This window comes from Shewanella chilikensis (genome assembly GCF_002836945.1).
Lineage (GTDB): Bacteria > Pseudomonadota > Gammaproteobacteria > Enterobacterales > Shewanellaceae > Shewanella > Shewanella chilikensis.
Genome location: NZ_NIJM01000042.1, coordinates 1 through 17061 on the forward strand (window position 1 = coordinate 1; position 17061 = coordinate 17061).

16 protein-coding genes and 2 tRNA genes are annotated in these 17061 nt (G+C 51.2%); 7 read left to right on the top strand and 11 right to left on the bottom strand.

Annotation, left to right across the window (positions count from 1 at the left end):
- Positions 1-141: 141 nt before the first annotated feature.
- From CX651_RS14720 to astE, 8 genes are all read right to left on the bottom strand, one after another.
- Positions 142-232, bottom strand: a tRNA-Ser gene (locus CX651_RS14720).
- Positions 233-453: 221 nt separating this feature from the next.
- A tRNA-Ser gene (locus CX651_RS14725) sits at positions 454-541 on the bottom strand.
- Between the two features lie 166 nt (positions 542-707).
- Positions 708-2708, bottom strand: a complete 2001-nt coding sequence (locus CX651_RS14730; protein ID WP_101056652.1) for a methyl-accepting chemotaxis protein — start codon at positions 2706-2708, stop codon at positions 708-710.
- Positions 2709-2870: 162 nt separating this feature from the next.
- Positions 2871-3938 (bottom strand): quinolinate synthase NadA, encoded by a 1068-nt coding sequence (gene nadA / locus CX651_RS14735; RefSeq protein ID WP_101056653.1) that lies wholly within the window; start codon positions 3936-3938, stop codon positions 2871-2873.
- A gap of 167 nt (positions 3939-4105) precedes the next feature.
- Positions 4106-5710, bottom strand: coding sequence for a dihydrolipoyllysine-residue acetyltransferase (locus CX651_RS14740; protein WP_101056654.1), 1605 nt, complete (start codon positions 5708-5710; stop codon positions 4106-4108).
- Positions 5711-5720: 10 nt separating this feature from the next.
- On the bottom strand, positions 5721-6698 hold the full coding sequence (locus tag CX651_RS14745) for an alpha-ketoacid dehydrogenase subunit beta (RefSeq protein ID WP_071476039.1): 978 nt from the start codon (positions 6696-6698) through the stop codon (positions 5721-5723).
- Between the two features lie 2 nt (positions 6699-6700).
- Positions 6701-7879 carry a thiamine pyrophosphate-dependent dehydrogenase E1 component subunit alpha gene (locus CX651_RS14750; protein WP_101056655.1) on the bottom strand — a complete coding sequence of 393 codons (1179 nt, stop codon included), beginning with the start codon at positions 7877-7879 and terminating at the stop codon, positions 6701-6703.
- Positions 7880-8042: 163 nt separating this feature from the next.
- Positions 8043-9080, bottom strand: coding sequence for a succinylglutamate desuccinylase (gene astE, locus CX651_RS14755; RefSeq protein WP_101056656.1), 1038 nt, complete (start codon positions 9078-9080; stop codon positions 8043-8045).
- Positions 9081-9376: 296 nt separating this feature from the next.
- Here astE and msrA point away from each other — a divergent pair, with 296 nt between their 5' ends.
- Positions 9377-9856, top strand: coding sequence for a peptide-methionine (S)-S-oxide reductase MsrA (msrA, locus tag CX651_RS14760; RefSeq protein ID WP_101056657.1), 480 nt, complete (start codon positions 9377-9379; stop codon positions 9854-9856).
- Positions 9857-9926: 70 nt separating this feature from the next.
- Here the strand turns inward: msrA and pgm are convergent, their stop codons facing one another.
- Positions 9927-11594: a phosphoglucomutase (alpha-D-glucose-1,6-bisphosphate-dependent) gene (gene pgm / locus CX651_RS14765; protein WP_101056658.1), complete on the bottom strand. Its 1668-nt coding sequence runs from the start codon at positions 11592-11594 to the stop codon at positions 9927-9929.
- Between the two features lie 37 nt (positions 11595-11631).
- Positions 11632-12186, bottom strand: coding sequence for a replication initiation negative regulator SeqA (gene seqA / locus CX651_RS14770; RefSeq protein ID WP_101056659.1), 555 nt, complete (start codon positions 12184-12186; stop codon positions 11632-11634).
- Between the two features lie 300 nt (positions 12187-12486).
- On the opposite strand from seqA, the gene CX651_RS14775 reads away from it, so the two are divergent.
- From CX651_RS14775 to efp, 6 genes are all read left to right on the top strand, one after another.
- A complete protein-coding gene (locus CX651_RS14775) occupies positions 12487-13263 on the top strand; it encodes an alpha/beta fold hydrolase (RefSeq protein ID WP_101056660.1) in 777 nt (258 codons plus the stop codon).
- Between the two features lie 99 nt (positions 13264-13362).
- Positions 13363-13584, top strand: a complete 222-nt coding sequence (locus tag CX651_RS14780; RefSeq protein ID WP_039033014.1) for a DUF2788 domain-containing protein — start codon at positions 13363-13365, stop codon at positions 13582-13584.
- A gap of 14 nt (positions 13585-13598) precedes the next feature.
- Entirely contained in the window at positions 13599-13868 is a 270-nt protein-coding gene (ybfE, locus tag CX651_RS14785) for a LexA regulated protein (protein WP_025010403.1), read from the top strand.
- 54 nt (positions 13869-13922) lie between these two features.
- Positions 13923-14450: a flavodoxin FldA gene (gene fldA, locus CX651_RS14790; RefSeq protein WP_039033015.1), complete on the top strand. Its 528-nt coding sequence runs from the start codon at positions 13923-13925 to the stop codon at positions 14448-14450.
- A gap of 77 nt (positions 14451-14527) precedes the next feature.
- A complete protein-coding gene (earP, locus tag CX651_RS14795; protein WP_101056661.1) occupies positions 14528-15724 on the top strand; it encodes an elongation factor P maturation arginine rhamnosyltransferase EarP in 1197 nt (398 codons plus the stop codon).
- Between the two features lie 45 nt (positions 15725-15769).
- Entirely contained in the window at positions 15770-16333 is a 564-nt protein-coding gene (efp, locus tag CX651_RS14800; RefSeq protein WP_025010405.1) for an elongation factor P, read from the top strand.
- 79 nt (positions 16334-16412) lie between these two features.
- Here efp and CX651_RS14805 read toward each other — a convergent pair whose 3' ends face one another.
- On the bottom strand, positions 16413-17030 hold the full coding sequence (locus tag CX651_RS14805; RefSeq protein ID WP_101056662.1) for a riboflavin synthase subunit alpha: 618 nt from the start codon (positions 17028-17030) through the stop codon (positions 16413-16415).
- Between the last annotated feature and the right edge of the window lie 31 nt (positions 17031-17061).

Consider the following 17061-nt stretch of genomic DNA (forward strand, 5'->3'; position numbering starts at 1 on the left):
CCCTGCATGACGGCGCTATAAACCCAGCAATCCGCTAACCGCCTATACCAGGCTATACCAGGCTATACCAGGCTAATCGCTATCATCAAAACTGAGATGCGAAAAAGCCCGCCTGTTTACACAAGCGGGCTTCTCTGAATATGGTGGAGGAGCAGGGATTTGAACCCTGGATGGGCTATAAACCCATGCCGGTTTTCAAGACCGGTGCATTCAACCACTCTGCCACCCCTCCGGAACGAGGCGAATAATATATCCAACATAAAGGCGTGTAAACCTTTAATAAATCATTTCGTTCCAACTGCTTATTCGTTAGGCAAAGCGGTTTTTAGTTGAACAATCCAGCTTTGTAAGCCCTTGAAAATGTGCTGACGATATAGAGTTCCCAGTTTTGCCGCTCTAATGAATATGCTTAAAAAAGCAAAAACCCGACCATAAGGTCGGGTTTTTTTAATCTGGCGGTGAAGGAGGGATTCGAACCCTCGATACGTTGCCGTATACACACTTTCCAGGCGTGCTCCTTCAGCCACTCGGACACCTCACCGCATCGATACTATTTACTGTGTGTATCAACACATTCACCAAGAGACATATCTCTATCCCCTTGATGGAGCGGTACTTTACGCAAAAGGCGAATGCCGGTCAAGCAAAAATCCTCCTTAATCTCCGTTTGCGCGTTTGCTGAGCAGCACGGTTCATAAATGGTTCAATCAATGTTCATTGAGCCTGAATTTACTCACTTCATCGCTCATCTTGTTGGCGTCTTTAATCAACAGCTCATTGAGTTTGCCAAGCTCATTGGCAATATCCTGGGTATTGCGGTAGATATCGCTGATCTGCATCGCATTGCGATTCACCTCTTCTGATACGGCAGACTGCTCGTGGGTCGCGGCAGCTATCTGTTCATTCATGCTATCGATAACTTCCACGTGCTCAACTATTCGCCTGAGTTCCTCACCGGCGCGGTTTGCCTCATCAACACTGATACCAGCCTGAGCCTTGCCTTTGGCAATAGCGGCTACCGCCACTTCGGCGCCCTGTTTGAGCCTTTCTGTCATATTCCGGATATCTTCGGTGGAAGATTGTGCCCGCTGCGCCAGATTGCGCACCTCATCGGCCACCACGGCAAAACCGCGGCCCATTTCGCCGGCCCTGGCGGCTTCGATGGCGGCATTCAAAGCCAGGAGATTGGTCTGCTCAGCTATGCCACTGATGACCTCCAACACACTGACAATGCCGTGAATATCTTTATCCAGTTTGGAGATGGTCTCTGCGGCATAACTGATTTCTTCAGCCAGTTCATTGATAGCCGATGCCGTGCGCCCCACTTCCAGGCTCCCTTCCCTGGCCTCAGTGCTGGCTTGATTGGAGGCTTCAGAGGCCCGTACTGCATTGGAGGCAATTTCCTGTACTGTGGAACTCATCTCTGTCATCGCCGATGCCACTTGCTCTGTCTCGCTGTAGCCAACCGCTACATCAGCCTGCATCTGGGTCGAGTGCTGTTCCATCTGTTGTACCACTCCCAGCAAGGTCTTGCTGCTGGAGCGAACCCGCAGTATCACCTGCTCAAAGTCGGTCATCATACTGTTGAAGGACTCGGCCAGCTCGCCAAACTCATCTTTGCCCGTATGGGGCAAGCGCACACTCAAATCATAATCTGCCCGAGCTCGAGTCACCCCCTGGTGCAATTCCCGCAAACTGCCGTGTAGATACTTAAGAATAATGCTGGAAACAAGACTGACAATGATTAAACCAAACACCATAATCCCAAGTACTATCCAGGTCTGGTTAGTAGCATTTTGCTGTTTGCTCAAGGTCTCGGCCAGGAGTTTATTCGACAGTTTCCGCTCAAATTCATGTAACAGATTGATGCGTGCTGTCGACTGATTAAACCAAGTTTCCGGAGACTGGGACTTGAGATCCTCGGCTTTCTGGCCATAAGCCAAGTCCCTCAAACGAGCGACTTCGGCAACAGCAGCTTGCGCTTGCAATGCCTGTAAATCCTTGAGTGCGGTTTCATCAGCCAAGGCCACAAACCTTTCCTGGTAAGCATTTTGCTCGGAGACCAGAGTGATAAATTTACGGTAGACACCGGGTTTGAACTCACTTTGACCGAAGGTAGAGCTGAGAACTGCCCGCTCGATACCGGCACGTTCCTTCATCTGCAAAAACGCCGAGAATGCTGCAGCTTGCATGGCAATTTGTTGATCGCCGCCCTTCTGCACACTGAGATCGACTATCGAAAGCAGCAATCTATTCAGCTCAGTGTAAAATGCCACTTCTTCAGCAACGCTTATCCCTTGTCTATCAACCTGGCTGCGAATTTCTCTCAAACGGGCAATGCTGCTTCTGGCCTGTGCTAAATCCGTAGCAAAATCGGCGGGAAGCTGATGACTATTCAGAAATTCATTAAATTGTTGTAACTGTTTGTCGGTCAGTTGCCGCTGGCCAGGCAACTTGTCGGCAAAACTTTTGCCCTTGGAACCAAGATAACCTGCGCTCATGCCGCGCTCTTTTTGCAGTTCATGTACCAGCGCCGAGTTGACCGCTGCAAGCTCACTGAGATCCAGCACTTCTTCCAGGCCATTGGCGAGCGACAATCGATCGCTGAACAATAAAATACCAAATAGAGTTGCCGCGATAAAAGGCGGCAGGATAACCAAGAGAAATTTGTGTTTCAGAGGGAGATTTTCAATCCATTGCCATTTCATTGATGCATCCTTTAAGCAGCTAACTTACTCATTTATTACTATGAAATTCAATTTTCAGCATACGTTGGCAAGTATAGTCGATGCTAATGGATGTCAATGGAAAAAGAGCCTACAAATGTAGGCTCTTTATTGGCTTGTCGAATAAAAAACAGTTTGAGCTATTCAGGCGTTGCCTTTGACCTGCATATTGAGGGTTTTGGCAAAATCCAGCATCCGGGTCAGAGGCACCAGAGCGCCTTGACGCAGCGCTTCATCGACGAAGATCTCATGTTGGCTGCTGTCCTGGTTTTCCAGCGCGCTGGCAATCGCCTTGAGACCATTCATTGCCATCCAGGGGCAGTGAGCACAGCTGCGGCAAGTGGCACCTTCACCGCCGGTTGGGGCTTCAATCAGGGTCTTGCCCGGCGCGGCCTGTTGCATCTTGTAGAAGATGCCTCTATCGGTGGCCACGATAAAGGTATCATTGTCCATGGTCTGGGCAGCTTTGATCAACTGACTGGTTGAACCTACGGCATCGGCCATTTCCACCACACTCGCCGGAGATTCAGGGTGAACCAGAATAGCGGCGTTCGGATGCTGCGCTTTTAATTGACGCAAGGCCCTGGCCTTGAATTCATCGTGAACGATACACTCGCCCTGCCACATCAACATCTCGGCACCGGTTTGCTTGGCAATATAACTGCCCAAGTGACGGTCTGGCCCCCAGATGATCTTCTTGCCTTCGCCGTCCAGGTGTTCCACGATTTCCAACGCTATGCTGGAAGTCACTACCCAATCGGCCCGGGCTTTGACCGCAGCCGAAGTATTGGCATAAACCACTACCGTGTGATCCGGATGCGCGTCGCAAAAGGCACTGAACTGCTCAATAGGACAACCAACATCCAAAGAACAGGTGGCTTCCAGAGTCGGCATCAGAATGGTTTTTTCCGGGCTCAGGATCTTGGCGGTTTCCCCCATAAACTTAACCCCGGCAACGATGAGCGTTTTGGCGGGATGATCACGCCCAAAACGCGCCATTTCCAGCGAGTCGGAAACGCAGCCACCGGTTTCCTCGGCCAGAGCCTGAATTTCAGGGTCCGTATAGTAGTGGGCAACCAGCACGGCATTCTGCTCTTTGAGCAGTTGCTTGATCCTGGCTTTGTATTCGCTTTTTTCCTGTTCAGACAAGGGAACCGGTTTTGGCGGGAACGGATATTGAATATTTTCTATGCTTGGTGCTACCTGACTCATAACAGACCCAATGCGACTAATACTGTTGGCAATTATACGAAATCTGCCATCAAATCGTAACCACTTTGTGCTTGGGATCAAATAAAGCCATTGCCTTAAGAAGGCAAGAAGAGTGCAGCTCCCGAAACACACCTAAAACAAGGCCCCGCATTGCAGGGCCTTTATGATTATCTCATCGCCAGCAGCATTTCCTGCGGCTGCTCGAGATACTGTTTCCACAGATTACAGAAGCGGGCAATGGTGCCGCCATCTATCACTCTGTGGTCACCGGACCAACTGACCTGCATCAGTTTACGGGCTTCTACCTTACCCTTGGCATTGAAACGCGGCAGGGTTTGCACCTTACCCAAGGCCACAATCGCCACTTCGGGTTTATTGATAATAGGTGTTGCCACAGTGCCGCCCAGCGCGCCTATGTTGGAGATAGAGATGCTACCATCTTTAAGATCGGCAGGTGCCACTCTACCTGAGCGCGCGGCCTGGGTCAGACGGGTAACTTCGGCGGCAACATCCAGAATCGACTTATCCTGCACATCCTTGACGTTGGGCACCAACAAACCGACCTTGGAGTCAACGGCCATACCTATGTTATGACGGCCAAGATAGGTGAGCTCAGTGCAATCGGCGTTCACTCGGCTGTTGATCACCGGAAACTCGGTCAGCGCCAGCGACATGGCCTTCATAAAGAAAGGCATCATGGTCAGCTTGAGCTCGTCATTGGAGTACTTGGCCTTCATCGCTTCACGAAGGGCGATAAGCTCGGTCAAGTCCAGCTCTTCGCAGTAAGTAAAGTGCGGAATGCTGGAAACTGATTCCGTCATCATCCGCGCCATCACAGCGCGAACGCCCTTGATAGGCTCTACCCTGTCGTTTGCAGTTGCCGCTGTGCCGGTTTGCACTTGGCCCTGTGGCAAAGTTTGGGGTTGGGCTTGTGCCTGAGGAGTCGCCCCCTTAAGGAAACGCTCGATATCCTCTTTGTAGACCCGGCCGTTTTTGCCGCTGCCGGGCACTTTGGCGATATCGACATCCAGGCTGCGAGCCATACGTCTTACCGCTGGGCTCGCCAGTGCCTTGCCTTGGGGCACCATACTGCTGCCAGCAGTTTGCGAGCCGCTCTGGGCTTGAGTCTGGGCTTGAGAGACGGCAGATGCTGAGCCTGATGGAGCACTTGCTGCAGCGGTTTGAGCCACAGGTGCACTGCCTGATTCTGCGGCAACTTCAATGGCAAACAGTGGCTGATGCACTTGGGCCAACTGCCCCTTACGGTAGTGCAGCTTGACGATTTTACCGGCCTTCATCGCCGGGATTTGCACCAGTGCCTTGTCTGTCATTACATCGCAGATGGGTTGATCTTCAACCACAGTGTCGCCTTCTGCGACCAGCCACTCCACCAGTTCGCACTCGACTATGCCCTCGCCGATATCCGGCAGCATAAAGTCTTCCACCTGCCTGTCGGCGCTAGCCGTAGTGTTAGTGCTAGACGATGCGGCAGTATCGGCGCTGGCTGCAGGTACAGGCGCTTCGCTGTCTGCAGCGTCCACTTCCACGGCATACAAAGGCTCATGCACCTTGGCAATTTCACCCTTGGCGTAATAAAGCTTACTGATAACACCGGGGAAAGGCGCTGGAATTTGCACCAGTGCCTTGTCTGTCATCACATCACAAACAGGTTGATCTTCGGCGACGGTATCGCCCTCAGCCACCAACCATTCCACCAGTTCACACTCAACAACACCTTCGCCTATGTCGGGCAAAATAAAATCTTTAATCATCCTGGCTCTCCTAAAAATTCACCGAGGCCTTGATGGCTTCAAAGGTTTTAAGCGCATCCGGCATATATTCTTTTTCGTGGATCAATGGATATGGCGTATCCAGACCACAAACCCGGCTGATGGGCGACTCCAGGTACAGGAAACATTCCTGTTGGATGGTAGCGGCAATTTCACCGGCAAAACCACCGGTCAGCGGCGCTTCGTGGTTGATAAGCAATCTGCCGGTCTTTTTCACCGACTCGGCCACGGTTTCCACATCCCAAGGCGCGAGAGTACGAAGGTCGATGACTTCACAGTCGATGCCTTCCTCCTTGGCCATATCGGCCGCCTTCTCAATGATTTCCATCTGCGCGCCCCAGGCGAGCAGAGTAATATCTTTACCTTCACGAACCACTTCGGCTTTACCCAGCTCCAATTGATAATCGCCTTCCGGCACATCGCCGACAGAGGCGCGGTACAGGCGCTTGGGCTCGAAAAAGACCACTGGGTTGTTATCGCGAATGGCGGCCAGCAGCAAACCCTTGGCTTGGTAGGGGTTACGGGGAACCACCACCTTAAGACCGGGTGTTTGGGTAAAGTAGGCTTCCGGTGACTGGGAGTGATAATGACCACCGGCAATGCCGCCGCCATAGGGGGTTCTGAAAGTCAGGCCGCCGACATCAAACTCGTTGCCGCTACGGTATCTGAACTTGGCCGCTTCGTTGACGATTTGATCGAACGCCGGGAAGATGTAGTCGGCAAACTGGATTTCCGCTACCGGCGTCATGCCGTTGGAAGCCAGGCCGTTGGCAAAGCCGGCAATCCCCTGCTCGGTAAGTGGAGTATTGAAACAGCGCTCACGGCCAAACTTTTCCTGCAAACCGGAAGTTGCCCGGAACACACCGCCGAAATGGCCTACGTCTTCACCGAAAACCAGCATCTTGTCGTCGGCTTCCATCGCTATGGTCAGGGCATTATTGATGGCCTGTAACATATTCATCTGTGCCACGCTTATGATCTCCCTGCTGTTTTAGGATAGGCTTTCGGATACTTGGCAACGTGGGCCTTAAGCTCGGTTAATTGCTGCTTGAGCGCCGCTGTCGGCTGATCAAAAACATCTTCTATGATGGCTTCTATAGTTGGTGCCGGAACCTTTTCGGCCACTTTTACCGCGGCCAGCACTTCCTCGCGATACTTCTCATACAGCTCGGTCTCGTCGCTTTCCTTGAGCCAGCCTTTGTTGATCAGCCACAACTTGAAGCGTTTCACAGGGTCGTGCTGTTGCCACTTGGCTTCTTCTTCTTTAGAGCGATAACCGGATGGATCGTCGGAAGATGAGTGGGCTCCCAGGCGGTAGGTCATGGCTTCAATCAGCACAGGCGCGTTGTTTTCAAGCGCGAAGGCTCTGGCTTGCTGCGTTGCGGCCAGAACCGCCAGCATATCGTTACCGTCGACTCTGATGGTGTGCATGCCATAACCAACGCCGCGGCTGGCTATGCCGTTACCGGCGTACTGCTCTTCCGTAGGGGTTGAGATGGCGTAGCCGTTGTTGCGGCAGAAGAAGATGACCGGCGCTTTGTGAACTGCGGCCATATTAAGACCGGCATGGAAATCACCTTCAGAGGCGGCACCTTCACCGAAGTAACAGATAGCGACATTACGCTTGCCCTGCATCTTCAGCGAGTAACCTACACCGGATGCCTGCGGGATCTGAGTCGCCAGCGGTGAAGAGATGGTTTGATAGTTGAGTTCACGGCTGCCGTAGTGAATAGGCATCTGCCGACCTTTGCCCAGATCTTTCTCATTGCTGAACATCTGGTTCATAAACTGCTCAGTGGTAAAGCCGCGATAACGCAGTGCGGCATGTTCGCGGTACTGGGCAAGGATCACATCCTTGTCATCCAGCGCGGCGGCACTGCCGATAACGGCGGCTTCTTCACCGATACAGGTCATGTAAAAACTGATCCTTCCCTGACGCTGGGCGCCCAACATACGTTCGTCCAGGACACGGGTGAAGACACAGGTATCGAATATCTTGCGTGACAGGGCTTCATCTATGACGGGCAATACTGCCTCTTCATAGGTGGTGCCGTCGGCCTGAAGTATTTTGAGTACAGGGATATGCAGCGAGTCCTTGTTCAAAAAACTCACCCGGTGCACCGTCTCATTCATCTTTGTTGCGTTGCTCATAGTGTGCTCTTGTTATCTCTGGGTTTGTCCGGCTCGAAACCGGCCCTACCGATTTTTTCAGTACGCGCCCCGAACATTACGTTAACGTAAACTAGCAAGCAACTCCCACCTTGGATGCTTTGCCAACTAGCATGGGAGCGGCGCGTATATATTGGTTTACAATTCAGGCCAATGGCACCTCTGTGGCCTGAACCAGGCAGATCACCGTTCGTTGGCCAATGGGCACCTTGGCGTTGGGAAACACCACGGCTTCCGAGTCCTGCTCTACTCGAATATCCCGGCCCGCTTCCCGCGCCAGCACATATCCCTTGGGGAAAGCGGTGAAGTTTTCCACATCGCTGGCAAAGGTAAATTCAAAGTCGTCGGCCTGCTTATTGATGACCCTACAGACCTGATAGATATTGACCCGCTCAAGCGCCTGCTCCTCGAGTTCGAGCGGTTGCTTGCAGATCAAACGACTCAGCATCTCCCGGGTGGCGATAAAACGTGTCATATCGTTTTGTCCCATGGGGTAAACCTTGCCAAGTTCAATGGTAAAGGCGTCGGCGTCAAACTGATTTGACGAGAAATAGCTGAAAGTGGTTGTGGGTTCGTGATGGAGCAACAGGGTATCGACTCCGGCCGCCTCCAGGAACATCAATTGTTCACGGCTGTAAGCCCTACCTGGTCGATAGGGATAGATGGCAAACTTTTCATGCTTGGAGCCGCGAATGGCGGTGTGCAGATCGTAATGGATCCTCTGTCTTGCCCCTTGTGGTGCGTCTTCGAAGAAACGTGTGACATAAGTTTCCAGTTTCTTGGCGCGGATCCGCTCCGGGTTCACCAGCCCGGGCGGATTGGAATGTTCGCCACTGAACAGCCGGTTGAGGTTTTCATCGACAATACGAGTGCCACGGTTAATTGCCGCCGGGTTACCGAACATGAAAAGTACTCGCTGCCCTACCCGTATCTCTTGCTTTAACAGCGACTTGATAATGCCATTACACAGTTCGATAGGTGCAGTTTCATTGCCGTGTACCCCGGATGACAACACGATATCTTTATCACTCTGGTTGTTCAGAGGTTCAAACAGCAAGACTCCTGTGTCCCAAATCGCTATCCGGGTGTGGTCGCCAAGCGTGCCACTGATACTCTCCAATGAATTGGGGTTATTCAGAGTCAATGACAGGAAGTCAGGATTATCCTTCAGGGCTTGTAACACGAAATACTCCTTCTTATTGCCGATTTGGCTGTTGTTTCCATTAACGCTGTCTCCTGGGAACTTGTTGCAATGCGTTTGCTTGTTGAGACCAGCGCCAGAGAGCAAGATTTCATAGTACCACAGCTTATTAAATTGGTGATGTGACTAAAGCTATCCAATGCCAGGCTCGCGAACTGGTTTCAGATAGTTCTTATCTAACTAAGGAGCAAAAAAGCCACTCCGACAAATACACCACTTGCGCCGGAAAAACTTATCACGCATAATTTTGGCCATCTGGACATCTAGAGGTAAATTCAATGGCGATAGCAACATTCGGTGGCGGTTGTTTTTGGGGGGTAGAGTATTTCTTTCGCCAAGTGCCCGGGGTATTAAACGCCAGCAGTGGTTATATGGGCGGTGATGATAGAATCAACCGCTATGAAGAGGTAAAACAGGGAAACAGCGGCCATGCCGAAGTGGTTCAGGTGGAGTTCGATGAAGCCCAGGTTTCATTTACCGAGCTGCTGCAAGTTTTCTGGCGTAATCACAACCCCACCAGTCTCAATCGCCAAGGAGGCGATATCGGCACTCAGTATCGGAGCGTGATTTTTTTTCATAGCAAAGAGCAGAAAGAGCAGGCTGAGGCCTCAAAGCTGGCATTAGCTCGTAGTGGCAAATGGGGGCAGCGACACATAGTGACGGAAATTGTTCCAGTGAAACAGTTTCATCGCGCAGAAGAATATCATCAGGATTATATCCAGAAGAATAACCTGCCCAGTTGCCATCTTGAATATTGATCCCCGGGAATAAAAAAGCGCAGCTGTGTTCACGGCTGCGCTTTTTTACTCAGCAGGCAATCTCTTAAGCTCAGTTCGGCTTGCCTTTTAGGGCGCTGGTTATCAGAGCTCTCGCCTGTTCCAGTATCTGCTGCAGATGCTGCTCACTGACAAAGCTTTCGGCGTAGATTTTATAGAGTGCCTCAGTGCCTGATGGTCTTGCGGCAAACCAGCCGTTGTCGGTTAGCACCTTGATACCGCCAATGGCACCATCATTGCCGGGGGCCTTGGTCAGTACCGCCTCAATCTTGTCTCCGGCCAAAGTCTCTGCCCCCAAGGTCTCTGCATTGAGGGTGGCAAAACGCGCCTTTTGCTTGGCATTGATGGGGCTGTCTATCCGTTTGTAGAAGCAATGACCGTGTATCGCAGCCAGTTCTGCATAACGCTCGGCTGGGTTTTTGCCGGTTACGGCGAGGATTTCAGCGGCCAGCAGCCCGAGAATAAAACCGTCCTTGTCCGTGCACCAGGTTGTGCCGTCACGCCGAAGGAAGGCGGCACCTGCGCTCTCCTCGCCACCAAAGGCCAGACTGGCGTCACTCAAGCCACTGACAAACCACTTGAAACCAACCGGCACTTCACAAAGCTTGCGACCATGTGAGGCAACTATCTTGTCTATCATGCCACTGGAAACCAAGGTCTTGCCGATTTGCAGCGTCTGCGGCCAATCGGGTCTGTGCTCCAGCAGGTAATCTATCGCCACCGCCAAAAAGTGATTGGGATCCATCAGCCCTGTCTCTGGGCAGACTATCCCGTGTCTGTCGTAGTCGGGATCATTGCCAAGGCAGATATCGAACTCATCCATGTGCTTAAGCAGGCCTGCCATCGCAAAAGGCGATGAGCAGTCCATGCGGATTTTGCCGTCTTTATCCAATGGCATAAAGCCGAAGCTGGGATCGACCCGGTCGTTGACCACTGTGATATTCACGCCATAACGGTGGGCAATATGTGGCCAGTAATGGATGCCTGAGCCGCCCAGGGGGTCGACACCTATGCGAATGCCGGCATCTTTGATGGCTTGCATATTCACCACAGAGGCGAGATCGCCAACATAGGGTTCAATAAGATCGGTTTCTTTGATGAGTCCGATACTGGCGGCTACGCCGTAGTTGAGTTTCCTGACCCCTTCCAGCTGCGCCTTGAGATAATCATTGGCTCGCTGCTCAATCCAGGCAGTAATCTCACCTTCTGCCGGCCCACCATGGGGCGGGTTGTACTTAATTCCGCCATCCTGAGGCGGATTGTGGGACGGAGTAATAATAATGCCATCACTGAGCTCAGCGGCTTTTCGGTTTGCGGTAACATTTCGGTTTGCGCTAACTATGGCATGGGAGATGACAGGCGTAGGCGTAAAGCCTTGGCTCTCTTGCACCACCACTTTAACATTGTTGGCCAGCAAGACTTCGATGGCTGATATATAAGCAGCCTCGGACAAAGCGTGAGTGTCCATGCCCAGATAGAGCGAACCTTCAATCCCCTGAGATTGGCGATAATCTACCACTGCCTGGGTAATGGCCCAGATATGGTTTTGATTGAAGCTGCCATTGAAGGAGCAGCCCCTGTGTCCTGAGGTGCCAAAACACACCCTTTGGGCAGGATCATCACAGTTGGGGACAATCCTATAATAATGGCTCATCAGCCGCGGAATATTAACCAGATCCTTCTGCATGGCCCTTTTACCGGCCCGCTCATGAATAGCCAAAATAGTGCTCCTTGATGACAGATGTTGATAAACAGATTTACGCTTTAAGCGGCAGCGCCAGATCGGCTATCGTTTTGGCCTTGTCGCCATCGCAGCCCATCTTTTCCAGTACTTCGGTCAAAATAGTGTGCTTCTTGGCAGTGTTGTTATTGGTAGTTACCCAAAAACCACTGCTGCCGACTTCTTTGGGGTTGGCTGATTTACTGGCCTTGAGCAGCGCTTCCTTCGAGGTGGCAAAGTAAAGACGGTCGCGCCCTTGAACCTGAAGTACCTGCTCAAACCCATGTTGATCCTGGTTATACAGGCATTCAAGGGCAAACAGAAAACGGCCAACAGCACCCTTTTGGGTTTCGATAGCCGCACTGGTGAATAGATTGTCAAAGTCCAGGGTTGACTCGGCCTCGGGTAATGTATTGGGACGATAACCCTGCTCCATGCTTGGCTGGCTAATGTCAGCCGGAGCCTTGGGTTCAACAGCAGTCGCATCCAAGCCCAGCAGTCGACGAAGAATGTCCGATGCACTTTCACCTATCCTTTCGGTTTTCCCGGCAATAAAGCGATACAGTTCCTCATCCACCTCAATATATTTCATGGCCCGATTCCTTTAGTTTCAACTTGTTCTATGTAGCCATTATGACATTGCCGTCACAGCACTCGTGGGCATGGCTACGAGATTTGGCTCAAAGTATGCCATAACTCGCCTGCGGGGGAAGGCTGAATCGCGCCAAAATGAGATAATTGGCTTACAAACCTAAGACTTGCACTGCAATTTGTTGAAAAAGCAACCAAAGCGATGTTTAATCCGCATCCATCCTTGTCAAATACCGGCCTTTGTCGCAGAATTTGCCCCCTGCTGAAATACTGGCAACAAACTCACTGTGAAGGGGGCTGTATGCACTTTATCTCGACCGGAAGCGGTAGTCCGGTATTGCTGATCCACGGCTTATTCGGTGATTTGGATAATCTCAAATCGCTCGGGGCCCTGCTTGAGCAAAATCACCAAGTGATAAGAGTCGATTGCCCCAATCATGGTCAGAGCGAGCATTGGCCGCAAATGGATTATCCCGGGCTTGCAAACGCGCTTGTGTCCCTGCTTGATGAACTGGCAATAGACAAGGTGCATCTGGTCGGCCATTCCATGGGCGGCAAGATTGCCATGGCAACGGCGCTGGCTTATCCGCAGCGGGTACAATCCCTGACCGCCGCCGATATTGCGCCTGTGGCCTACTCGCCGAGACATGAAACAGTGTTTGCCGGCCTGAGCAGTATGCCGCTGGATATAAAAGACAGACGTCAGGCGCTGGCACATCTTTTAAATCATGAGATCGACGAGGCGACGGCGCAGTTTCTGCTCAAGAGCTTACGCCGCAGCGAATCCGGCTTTGAGTGGAAGATGAATCTGCCGGGGCTGATTGCCAGTTATCCGGCTATCATAGGTTGGCATAATGGTTCTGAACGCTGCGGCGGCCAACTTAGCTATCACGGGCCCACCTTGATGATCCGGGGCAGTGAGTCAAACTATGTGACCGCCGCCTACAAAGAAGAGATTGTGGCTCAGTTTCCTAAGGTCAAAGCCAAAACCTTGGAAGGGTGCGGACACTGGTTGCACGCCCAAAAACCGGCGATATTCAACCGTATTGTGTCTGAATTCATTGACAGTAACGATTAATATCCAAGCCCTTGCTGAGGGTAAATGCGGTAGCAGCCCCTGAACCAATATGCTATATTCGCGCCTCTTTTTGGCTAGGGGACACCGGGAGGCTGCAGCGTGTTGAACCAGTATATGCAACAGATAGAAGCCGTTGGACTGGATCTGTTTTTCGCAGCAATTTTCTTTTTTATCGGTATGGCCATCAGGGATGTACTCAATCAGGGTAACGTGCCTAAGTTTGGTCGCTTTATTGTTTGGTTGGTACTCTTCCTTGGCTGTGCAGGCTTTGTCGTCAAGGGGATAATTCAAATGACCTGGGAAGGCTCAGGTATAGGTTAAACATCAGATTTCAAATGGCAAAAGAAGCAACAGATAGAACAACCATAGACCTTTTTGCCACTGAAAAGCGCCGCGGACGGCCCAGAAGCAATCCTCTGCCCCGCGAGCAGCAGCTCAAGGTAAATAAACGTAACCAGATCATGCGGGATCGGGCGAAGGGTCTGAAACGAATAGAGTTAAAAGTGTCACAAGATTTATATGACGCCTTGAATGAGAAGGCTTTGGCCAGTAACATCAGCCGCAGCCAGTTAATAGAATTGATCCTTCAGGAGCAGCTAGGTTAGCCCCTGTCAGGAAAGATCGAAGTAAATAGCGAACTAGACATTAAAGGAAAGACAATGGCAACTGTAGGTCTTTTTTTCGGTAGCGATACAGGTAACACCGAAGCTGTAGCCAAGATGATCCAGAAGAAACTGGGCAAGAAGATGGTTGAGGTGAAAGATATCGCCAAGAGCACCAAAGAGCAGATCGCCGAATACGACCTGCTGATCTTTGGGATCCCAACCTGGTACTATGGTGAAGCTCAATGTGACTGGGATGACTTCTTCCCTGAGCTGGAGCAGATTGATTTTACCGATAAGCTGGTAGCCATTTTCGGTTGCGGCGATCAGGAAGACTACGCCGAGTACTTCCTTGATGCCATGGGCATGATCCGCGATATCGTTGAAGAGCGCGGCGCGATAGTCATTGGCCACTGGCCGACTGACAGCTATAATTTCGAAGCTTCTAAAGGGCTGGTTGACGACAAGCATTTTGTTGGTCTGGGTATAGATGAAGACCGCCAGCCTGAATTGACCGAAGAGCGTGTCGACGCCTGGGTTAAGCAGATTTACGAAGAGATGTGCCTGGCCGAGCTGGAAGACTGATATTCGCTCCCCGGTAACTCTCCGGCGGCCTATATGGCCGCCTTTTTATTGGCTATTACTCAGGAAACAGAAACAAGATGCAAGCCGATAATCTGCGTCATTGGGATATCTTCTGTACCGTGGTGGACAACTATGGCGACATAGGCGTGACCTGGCGCCTGGCGCGACAGCTGGCCGGCGAATATGGCATTGAAGTACGTTTGTGGGTCGATGACCTCAATAGCTTCGCGCACATTTTACCCGAATTAAACCCGGCACTTGTCAGTCAACACTTTGGTGGTGTTGAAGTCATCCACTGGCGCGCTCCCCTCCCCCAAATCTGGCAACCTGGCGAAGTATTGATAGAAGCCTTTGCCTGCGACTTACCCTCGGAAGTGCTGACAAGCTTGCCAGAGCTCGCCAAGGCGCCGAAATGGATAAATCTGGACTATCTCAGCGCCGAGAGCTGGATAGATGATTGCCACGGGCTCAGTTCGCCGGCACTCAAAGGGGTCAAGAAGACCTTTTTCTTCCCGGGCTTTACCCCAAAGTCAGGCGGACTCATCTGCGAGCAGTCCCTGTTTAGCGAGCGTGATGCCTGGCAAGCAACGCCTGAACATGCCATGGCACACTTGGCAAAGATGGGGCTTAGTGATATTGGCACTGATGATTACCTCATCAGCCTGTTCAGCTACGAGACCCAAGCCTTACCTGCGCTGCTTGAGCTTTGGCAACAGAGTGAGCGACGGGTTCAATTGTTAGTCCCCAAAGGGCGCAGCCTGAGTTGTATCGCGCCTTTACTTGAGCAATTTAACCAAGATTCAGGACCCAAGGTCGACTGGCAAAATCCTGCCAGTTGGCAAGCGGGCCAGAGTTTCAGCCGCGGTGCACTCAAGGTGCAAGTCCTGCCGATGACAGATCAAAACGGCTATGATCGCCTGTTGTGGAGTTGCGATTTCAACATAGTTCGCGGGGAAGACTCTTTTTTAAGAGCTCAGTGGGCCGCCAAACCTTTTATCTGGCATATCTATCAGCAGGAAGAACAAGCACATCTGCTAAAATTGGATGCTTTTATGGCACGATACTGCGATAATCTGCCTCCCCTTGCCGCCCAAATCTGGCAAACGCTGAATACCGCGTTCAACTGCGGCCAGGGAGCCCAAGCCAGCCAAAGCTGGCTGGCACTGAATTCTGCCATGCCGACATTGATGCAACACGCAAAAAAATGGCCGGCTGAAGCAATAAATGAAGCAGATCTGGCAAACAGGCTAGTGCTAATGGCCAAAACCCGCTAAGATTCTGCGCTGAATTGAAAAACCGCTTATATAGGAACATACGTAATGAAGACTGCTCAGGAAGTCCGCGCAGGTAACGTTATCATGGTTGACGGCAACCCTATGGTTGTACTCAAGACCGAGTTCAACAAATCCGGCCGTAACGCTGCTGTGGTAAAGATGAAGCTGAAGAACCTGCTGCAAGGTTCCGGCACTGAAACTGTATTCAAGGCTGACGACAAGCTGGAAGATATTCAGCTCGAGCGCCTGGAGTGCACCTACTCTTACTTTGCTGATCCTATGTATGTCTTTATGGACTCAGACTTCAACCAGTATGACGTTGAAGCCGAAAACATGGGTGATGCCATCAACTACATAGTTGATGGAATGGAAGAGATCTGTCAGGTCACTTTCTACGAAGGCAAAGCCATCTCTGTAGAACTGCCTACCACTATCATTCGCGAAGTAGGTTACACTGAACCTGCCGCCCGTGGTGATACCTCTGGTAAGGTAATGAAGCCTGCTTCTATCGTAGGTACAGATCTGAAGGTGATGGTTGCCGACTTCGTTAAAGAAGGCGACAAGATCGAAATCGATACCCGCACCGGTGAATTCAAGAAACGCGTCTAATTAAAGACTTTCTTTAAAAAAGCCAGCATTAAAGCTGGCTTTTTGTATTTGAGTTATTTCTCACTTCATCTAGAGTAACTCAATTATCCAGGCTACGCTGAGCCAGTACGCGCTCAACCGTATCGACTATGGTTTGAGTCTGACTGTCGATTTCAATATTCAGCCAGTCCCCTTCCCGATAATCCTCTAGATTGGTCAATCTGAGAGTCTCAGGAATAAGATGCAGCATAAAGCGGTTCCCTTTGACCTCGCCGATAGTCAGACTGCAACCATTGATACCGATAAAACCTTTATAGAAAATGTATTTCAACCAGGCTTCAGCCACTTCCAATTGCATATTGTAATGGCTGTCACTGACGTCCAGTTGCACCAACTGCGCTTGGGTATGCACGTGGCCAGAGAGAATATGGCCTCCCAGCTCGGCGCCAAATTTGAGTGACCTCTCTATATTAACCTTGTCACCCACCTTAAGGCCGACCAGATTAGTCACTGCCAGAGTCTCTTCCATTACGTCGAAAAACGCCCTATCATCAGCAAGCTGGGTTACCGTCAGACAAACGCCGTTATTGGCGACACTCGCTCCTATTTCCAATCCCTCGCGCAAGGCAGGAGGCAGAGCGACTTCGAGGGTATTTAACCCCGGCTTTTTCTCGATCGCCAGGATTTCACACTTGGCTTGAACAATACCTGTAAACATTTTCTCACTCGCTTAGTTGTTAGGGCTGCTT